The 7,465-nt window shown below is 62.0% G+C and carries 7 protein-coding genes and 2 pseudogenes; 5 read left to right on the forward strand and 4 right to left on the reverse strand.

The window, feature by feature from the left end; translation table 11 throughout:
• Nucleotides 1–6: 6 nt before the first annotated feature.
• Nucleotides 7–366 carry an SDR family NAD(P)-dependent oxidoreductase gene (locus LH128_RS25510; protein WP_327195264.1) on the forward strand — a complete coding sequence of 120 codons (360 nt, stop codon included), beginning with the start codon at nucleotides 7–9 and terminating at the stop codon, nucleotides 364–366.
• A 101-nt stretch (nucleotides 367–467) separates the two neighbouring features.
• On the opposite strand, the pseudogene LH128_RS25515 reads toward LH128_RS25510, so the two are convergent.
• Nucleotides 468–1,712: pseudogene (locus LH128_RS25515) on the reverse strand (DUF4158 domain-containing protein); the annotation flags it as partial.
• Between the two features lie 125 nt (nucleotides 1,713–1,837).
• Between LH128_RS25515 and LH128_RS25520 the strand changes: the two are divergent.
• The 4 genes from LH128_RS25520 (at nucleotide 1,838) to LH128_RS25535 (ending at nucleotide 6,092) form a co-directional block, all read left to right on the forward strand.
• Nucleotides 1,838–2,458, forward strand: a complete 621-nt coding sequence (locus tag LH128_RS25520; RefSeq protein WP_008832583.1) for a recombinase family protein — start codon at nucleotides 1,838–1,840, stop codon at nucleotides 2,456–2,458.
• On the forward strand, nucleotides 2,455–2,985 hold the full coding sequence (locus LH128_RS25525; RefSeq protein ID WP_007686150.1) for a GNAT family N-acetyltransferase: 531 nt from the start codon (nucleotides 2,455–2,457) through the stop codon (nucleotides 2,983–2,985). Before LH128_RS25520 ends, LH128_RS25525 begins: the two co-directional genes overlap by 4 nt.
• Nucleotides 2,986–3,055: 70 nt before the next feature.
• Entirely contained in the window at nucleotides 3,056–4,252 is a 1,197-nt protein-coding gene (locus LH128_RS25530; RefSeq protein WP_008832585.1) for an MFS transporter, read from the forward strand.
• A 727-nt stretch (nucleotides 4,253–4,979) separates the two neighbouring features.
• Complete coding sequence (locus tag LH128_RS25535; RefSeq protein WP_008832586.1) at nucleotides 4,980–6,092, forward strand: replication initiator protein A; 1,113 nt, start codon at nucleotides 4,980–4,982, stop codon at nucleotides 6,090–6,092.
• A 77-nt stretch (nucleotides 6,093–6,169) separates the two neighbouring features.
• On the opposite strand, the gene LH128_RS31570 is transcribed toward LH128_RS25535, so the two are convergent.
• From LH128_RS31570 to LH128_RS25550, 3 genes and pseudogenes are all read right to left on the reverse strand, one after another.
• Entirely contained in the window at nucleotides 6,170–6,664 is a 495-nt protein-coding gene (locus tag LH128_RS31570; RefSeq protein WP_165363666.1) for an NUDIX domain-containing protein, read from the reverse strand.
• A gap of 103 nt (nucleotides 6,665–6,767) precedes the next feature.
• On the reverse strand, nucleotides 6,768–7,085 hold the full coding sequence (locus LH128_RS25545; RefSeq protein ID WP_037521343.1) for a ribbon-helix-helix domain-containing protein: 318 nt from the start codon (nucleotides 7,083–7,085) through the stop codon (nucleotides 6,768–6,770).
• Nucleotides 7,082–7,465: pseudogene (locus tag LH128_RS25550) on the reverse strand (ParA family protein); the annotation flags it as partial. The gene LH128_RS25545 and the pseudogene LH128_RS25550, both read right to left, overlap by 4 nt.

Here is a 7,465-nt window from a genome sequence, read left to right on the forward strand (position 1 = left end):
ATCGCCGTGTCGAGCCTGGCGGGCGAAACATCCGTGCCCTTCCAAGCGGTCTACGGCGCGTCGAAAGCCTATGTGAGCACCCTCATGCGAGCGCTTTCCGTGGAGCTTGCCGGGACGGGAGTGAGTGTTGGGTCTTTTGCACCCGGTGGAATCGACACAGACATGGCTGCCCTCAGCGATTTGAAGTGGGGGAGGTTGGGTTTGATGGACGTTGACCGGTGCGCGGCCCATGCAGTCCACGCTCTGGTTTATCGGCAATCCTTCGCCATACCGGGGATGGGCAACCAGCTCACATATTTGGCGAGCAGGGTTCTACCTCGATCGTTGGTCAATCGGATTGCCGCCCTCCCATATCGGCGCCCGTAGGGCGGCACCACATAAAAGGGGCAGGAAAGCCTGCGAATAGCATCTGCTGGCATCGTACCGGATTTGTTCGCCCTTAGCGTGCAGATACGTCACTTTCGTGTAGTCACCCCCAGAAGAGGCGTGGCGATCGGCGCCGCCTGCATGTCGAGCAGGCGCAGCATCCTGGGCGCGTAGAGGCGGAAACGGTGATAGCCGTCCAGCACACGGCTGAGCGGGTCGGCCGCGAGCACGTTGGTCAGCGCGGAGGCCGTGGCGACAAGGGTTCTGAACCGTTCCCAGCCAGGCCCGGTGGCGATTATCCCGTCCAGGGCCGTGCCATCGTCCTGCGCTCCAAGCAAAGCACCACCGATTTCGGCAAAGGACTTCAGCGTGTCCCGAACGGCCGCCTTTTCGTCGGCGATCCTGGTGTTGCAAAGGCGTTCGGAGGCCCGATAGAGACGGCCTACGATGCGATCGTGGGTCTCCACGATGACATCGGCCAGCGATGACCGCCATTCCAGGGTGCAGACAGCGAGGATCGCAAGCCGCCTGTCTTCGGGCAGATCACGCATGCCGTCGGCGTAATAGCGCTCGCCCTGCCGGCGAAGCCGGGTCACACGATGCGCCGGCACGCCGTCCAGCAAATCCGCCGGAAGATCGAACCTTTGAAGATATTCCAGTCGATCCATCAGCCGGTTAGCGGCTGCTGAATTTGCGCCAACCTCGAACTGTCGCAGCCATACGAAGCGCGTGACGCGACCATCCACCGTATCCTCCAACAGGTGAGCCAAATTCTCGCTCAGGGTTGGCGTGATGCGATGGGCGATAAGATCCTCGATCCGGCGCTCGGCCTCAACCAGCGCATCGGCGCAAAGGCGCTCGATCGTCGAGGAGCCGGGAAGGATCGTGCGGGTGCGGCGACACTCCGCAACGAAGCGACGGGCAAGATCCTCATTCGATGTCGCCGCCTCGGCTTCCCGAGCGATCCATTCGCGCAAATCCCGTGCGCCCCGCCCCGAAAAGGAGCGATAGCCGTAGATTCGGCGAAGGTCCGCCAGATGCTCGTGCCGGGTCTCCTCGCGCGCGGCATAGAGGAGTAGATCGTCGCTGGTCAGGCCGAGCTGGGCCGCGATGAAATCCGATACCTGCGCCGGGATCAACTCGCCAGGAGCGAGCACCCGGCCCGGGTAGCGCAGGACGCACAGTTGCAGCGCGAAGCCAAAACGATTGTGGGCGCGCCGGCGCTGGCGGATATGCCCGAGATCCTCATCGCTGAGGGTATAGTGCCGCAGCAGCTCACCTTGATCGACCGGCAAGTGAAGCAGCGCCTCGCGCTGTCGATCGGTCAGGGTCACGCGACGCGGCATACATGCTCCTTATTCTTTCCGAGCTACGGTTTGAGATAGCTTGATTGAGATGCTGGTTAAGATACACAATAGCCCAATCTTATGTGCTCATGTTCGTCACCGCCTCAAACCTTCGTTTGTGATCCATGCTGATCGGCTACGCCCGCGTGTCCAAAGCCGACGGCTCGCAGTCGCTCGACCTGCAGCACGATGCCCTTCGCGCTGCCGGTGTCGAGCCAGGCAATATCTATGATGATCGTGCATCCGGTAGCCGTGATGATCGCCCCGGTCTTGCCGCCTGCCTGAAATCGTTGCGCGACGGCGATGTCCTCATCGTTTGGAAGCTCGACCGGCTCGGCCGAACGCTCACCCACCTGGTCAGCACGGTGCAGAATCTGTCGGATCGCGGTATCGGTCTGCGGGTGCTCACCGGCAAGGGCGCGCAGATCGACACCACGACGCCATCGGGCCGGATGGTGTTCGGCATTTTTGCCACACTGGCGGAGTTTGAGCGGGATATGATCCGCGAGCGCACCATGGCTGGCCTGGCCGCTGCCCGCGCGCGGGGACGCAAGGGTGGCCGCAAGTTCGCCCTCTCCAAGGCCCAGGTGCGGCTCGCTCAGGCTGCTATGGCCCAACGCGACACGTCCGTTTCCGACCTCTGCAAGGAACTCGGGATCGAGCGCGTCACTCTCTACCGCTATGTCGGTCCCAACGGGGAACTCCGGGATTACGGTCAGCGCGTGCTTGCTGCCAAAACGCGATGATGATGACGGGAGCCCCGATCAAACTTACCCAAGCGGACGCCGCAGACGTTGCAGACCTGTACAACCGTTGCAGCGACTATTTCCTGTTGCAGGACGGGGCCGCGCCCACGCTGGACGATGCTCGCGAGCTTTTCTCCGATGTGCCGCCCGAAAAGAGCGCCCACAATCAAGCTGTCCTGGGATGGAAGGGGCCTGGCGGCCTATATGCAATCGCGGCCATCCTCCGCGATTATCCGCGTGATGGCACATGGTATCTCGGCTTCATGATCGTAGATGCCGCACAGCGTGGTCGTGGCGTCGGACGCTCAATTTACTCGACGGTCGAAAGCTGGGCCGCTGCGAGAGGTGCCACAGAGATTCGGTTGGCCGTGCTGGAAGCGAATGAAGCGGCAGAGCGATTTTGGCGTTCTCTCGGCTTCATTGAGTATCGGCGCGTTGGGCCAGACACCTTCAAAATGCGTAGCCATCGCCGGATAGAACTGAGCCGTCGCCTTTCTGGCGCGACCGTAGAAGGCAGCAACAAGTAAGATCTCGCGCCGGCTATCTGGGCGAGCTTGGCGTAGGATTCCGCCCCCTCCCGCAAACGCCCCCTGATAGATGACGGTCGCCTTCCGGCAAGGCTGGGGTTGGCTGGTCCTGGCCGCGCTGACCGTCTCGACGATCGGCGACGAAATCACGCTGCTGACGCTGATGTTCCGCACCGCCGAGAACGCCCCCGCCTATGGCGTGCCGGCGCTGCTGGTCGCCGAGCTGCTTCCGGGCCTCATCGCCGCGCCCTGGGCGGGCCGGCTGATCGACCGCAGGGACGCGGCCCGCATGCTGGTCTTGGTGTCGGCGCTGCAAGCGACGGTGATCGCGCTCATCGCCTACTATCCCGCATTCACGCTCGTCGGGGCCGCTCTACTCAGTGTGTTGTTCACGATCACCAGCGCGGCCAGCTTCGCGCTGATCCCAATTCTGGCAAGCGCGCTCGGCATGACGCTCGCGCGCGCCAACAGCTTTCTGGAAATGGTCCGCAGCCTCGGGATGCTCGCCGGTCCTGTCGCCGGCGGCGTGCTGGTGGGCTGGATGGGATCGAAAAACGCCCTCCTGATCGACGCCGCCAGTTTCGTCCTGCTGCTGCTCATCGTCGCGATGAGTGGCCTGCGCCGCGCGCCGCAGGAGCATGAGACGGAAAAATCCACGCTGCTTGCCGATTATCGGCCGCTGCTCGGCAATCGGCGCGTGATGGTGGCGACAGGCGCGCTCAGTCTTGAAGTGTTCGCGACCGCCATTGCCGATGTCGCCTTCGTGTTCCTCATCATCATGAGCCTGAAAAGCGGCCCTGCCACGTTCGGGGTGCTGACTGCCTTGTGGGCCGCCGGAATGCTGGTCGGCGCGGCGCTGGCCGAACGGATCATCGGCCGCAGGATCGGCCTGGCTGCGTTTGGGACCGCCGCGATCATGGGCGCGACTATGCTGCTGATCGGTCTTGCGCCCGTAAGCCTCGTGATTGTCGCTATCGCCTTCATCGTCGGCGGTGGGGCGAACAGCGTTCACAATGTCGCCGTGCGGACCCTGCTGCAATCCGAGTGCCCGCCCGCCGATCATGGCAAGGTCGCCGCGATCTACGGCGCGGTGACGCGCACCGCTGCGATCGGCGGCTATGTCGTTGGCGGCTTTTTCGTGCCGGACGATGCGCCCGCTGCCTATGTGGTAGGCGGCCTGCTTGGTGTCGGCGCGGGGATAATCGGGTGGCGGATATTCAACGGTCGATGGGTGCTCGCCCATCCGATCCGGCGGGGCGGCGTTTAAACGGATCTCGCGCCGAAAAATCGGCCCGTCCTGGGAAGTCCGTAGAGCGCCATAGGCGGTTCCAACACCGGGGGTCTGTCCGAGAGCCAGAATGGCGCTGGGCGGCCCGGAAATCGCGCCTGTGGGGACGTTTCCGCCTTCCCTGTCCTCTCGATCGGAGCGCCACCTATCCGCTTGGCTTTTCTGGAAAGCCATTTGCAACGGTGGGTCTTGGCGGTGAGCGGGCGGCAGGGGCGCTATGGGTGCGGCATATCCCAAACAAACAAAAGCGTGCCGGCGTAGCCGGCTCATCATGGGGATGCCGGGTGGGAGGATCGCTTTAGCGATCCGGGGCGGCCGAAGGCCGCGAGCCGGCGGGGGCGAAGCCCCCAAGAGGCGGCGCTTTTCTTCCTTCGGCATTGGCGGACAGCACAACGGCCCGAAGTTATCCACAGCGCCGCCTAGTGTTAAAATATGGGTTTAGTGATGTGTTACGGGAATCGGCGACGCTCGGAAACACGCGGAAGTCCTCGGTTTTTTGGGCCAAATTTGCCGTGGGGTGAATCCGCTCTGACGAAAAGGCGAATCCAGAGTGACGAAAAGGCGAATCCACTATGACGATAGCACCTGGCCTGCCTTGCCCCCCTCTCAAGCGTAATCGAAATGACGATAGCGCGGCAGTGAATCTGAAATGACGATAATCCGCTTGCGTATGTGAAATGACGATAGTAGCTCTGGCGTTAGTGAAATGACGATAGACCCCTCCCCTTCCCTGTTTGACGCGCCGATCGCCGCGCTGGCCTCCGCCGTGGACGGCGACGATCGCACGCCGCTGCTGCCGGTGCGCCACCCCAACCAGGACTTGTTCATCTGCGACGTGCTGGACGCCATCCCCAAGGATGACATGGCCTCGATGGAGCATCCGGTGTTTTCGCTCTCGACCAAGCCGGACAACCGGACGCGGCGCTACGAGCATAACGGCAACGTCATCGAGATTATCCCCTCGGGCAAGGGGCTGGCGACGATCCACGACAAGGACATATTGATCTACTGCATTTCGCAGCTCGTCGCGAAGATGAACCAGGGCGAGCAACCTAGCCGCACGGTGCGCCTGCAAGCCTATGACATGCTCGTCGCCACCAACCGGCAAACCAGCGGCGAAGGCTATCGGCTGATGGCCGACGCCCTCACCCGCCTGCGCGGGACCACGGTGCGGACCAACATTCAAACAGGCGGCGTCGAGGAAACGCGGATTTTCGGCCTGATCGAAGAAGCCAAGATCACCCGCAAGACGTTCGACGGGCGAATGCTCGATCTCGAAATCACCTTGTCGGATTGGGTCTATCGCTCGGTTATCAGCAAGAACGTCCTGACGCTCCACCGGGACTATTTCCGGCTCCGCAAGCCGTTCGAGCGGCGCATGTATGAGCTGGCCCGCAAGCATTGCGGCGTGAAGGACGAATGGAAGATCGGCCTAGAGCTGCTACAGAAGAAATGCGGCTCGAACAGCCCTCTCCGGGTGTTCCGGGCGTTAGTCAAGAAGGTCTGCGAGCATGACGCGGACCACGGCCATTTCCCCGATTATGCGGTGACGATGGATGATGACGTGATCCTGTTCCGCAACCGCTCGGGCCTCAAGTCCAAGCCCGATCCGGTCGCCAGCGCCGGCGACGATGCGCCCTATATCGACCCGGAAACCATGCACGACGCCAAGACGGCCGCGCCGGGGTATGACGTTTACGCGCTTTATGACGAATGGGTGTCGTGGTGGCACGACATGGGCAAGCCCGAACTGAAAAGTCCCCGCGCCGCCTTTCTCGGCTTCTGCAAAAAGCGGCACGAACGCAAGCCGCTGCGCTGATACCGCTCCCTGCTGTCAAGCGTTCATGCCCACATGCAAACATCAGTGAAAGAGCGTCGGCAGCTTGGACGATCTGATCATAGAAGCTGAAACATTCCGGTCTGGATATACTGCTGATACGCCGCAACGCATCTCATCTCCTGCTCTACACGGCTGTCGGTGGGAATCTCCTCGATGTCCCCTACGAACCTTAAATCTACCGCCTCGCCATCTATTGCGACAGGAGTTCCTACCCAGTCGTGGACTGCCGCTAGAATGGAAAAATTCTGGATGCGGTGCCCGTTAGGATAAACGTGCGTTTCACTTCCCGGCTCAGAAGCGATGCCATAAATGATGGAACTGGCTATGTGCAGGCCTGTTTCCTCTTGCACCTCGCGCTCAATCATATGCGCCGCGCTTTCTCCAAGTTCCATGCTGCCGCTCGGCAAACCCCACAAACCAGTGTCCGCACGTCGCATAACAAGAAAGGCGTCAGTCTTGTCGAAGATCAGCGCACGAAAGCCAGGTACAATCAGTGTGCGGCTTCCCACCAAAGGCCGCAGTTGTCCAATGTAGCTGTCTTCAAAACGCATGATTTCACTCTGTCCGCTACAAGCCATCAAAGAGCCAGACCTCAACGGCATCAAGTCATCGCCTACAAAGTAAACATGCCCGCATGTTTGCATGTGAACATGCTCACTTACCTACAGGGCTTTCCCCCATTTTGCGCAGCCAGTCGTTGAACGCCTCGGCCATCGCGTCTTGCAGGCTCATGCCGTGCTTGCGCGCGGTCATGTGCATGGCGAAGGACATTTCCGGGCTGAAATAGCCCGTCATCGCCTTCTTGCCCTGACGGCTCGGCGCGACCGGGCTGCTGCTCGATACGTTGCCGGTGCCTGCGCCGGTGCTGCGGGCGATCGGCGCGGCCGCCCTCCCCTCCGGTTCGGCCGTCGCCGGCGCTGGCGCGGGATCGCGATCCCGCAATGCAAGCAATGATCCTTTCCGGCTGCTCATGCGCTGGCCCTCCGCTTCCTAGATGCTTGCATGTTTACATGCTGGCATGTCCACTTGTAAAGCTGGCGCACCTCGTCGGCCGCTTTGCCGTTCGGCTCGATCTCCATCGCGGTCTTGCCCTCGGCCGCCGCATGGCGGAAGGCGGCACGATCGGCGATATGGTGGGGGCAGGCGTCCAGCCCATAATCCTGCACGAGCTGCGCGGCCTCGTCATACATGCGCGGCGCGGTCGGACTTCCCGCCGTGAAGATCACGAAAGCGGGCTTGCCGCGCATCTTCACAAGGCTGGCGGTCGTCTTGATCGCCGCCAAATCGAACGCGCTGGGGCGGCAAGGGATCAACACTAGGTCGGCCGCCTCGACGGCGGCGCTGGCGGCGCT

The sequence above is a fragment of the Sphingomonas sp. LH128 genome (genome assembly GCF_000293195.2).
Lineage (GTDB): Bacteria > Pseudomonadota > Alphaproteobacteria > Sphingomonadales > Sphingomonadaceae > Novosphingobium > Novosphingobium resinovorum_A.

Bases quoted from the DNA above. Each gene is read 5' to 3' on its own strand.
- LH128_RS25520 (WP_008832583.1), top strand. From the start codon at position 1,838: ATGCTGATCGGCTACGCCCGCGTGTCCAAAGCCGACGGCTCGCAGTCG.
- LH128_RS25525 (WP_007686150.1), top strand. From the start codon at position 2,455: ATGATGATGACGGGAGCCCCGATCAAACTTACCCAAGCGGACGCCGCA.
- LH128_RS25530 (WP_008832585.1), top strand. From the start codon at position 3,056: ATGACGGTCGCCTTCCGGCAAGGCTGGGGTTGGCTGGTCCTGGCCGCG.
- LH128_RS25535 (WP_008832586.1), top strand. From the start codon at position 4,980: ATGACGATAGACCCCTCCCCTTCCCTGTTTGACGCGCCGATCGCCGCG.
- LH128_RS31570 (WP_165363666.1), bottom strand. From the start codon at position 6,664: ATGCGTTTTGAAGACAGCTACATTGGACAACTGCGGCCTTTGGTGGGA.
- LH128_RS25545 (WP_037521343.1), bottom strand. From the start codon at position 7,085: ATGAGCAGCCGGAAAGGATCATTGCTTGCATTGCGGGATCGCGATCCC.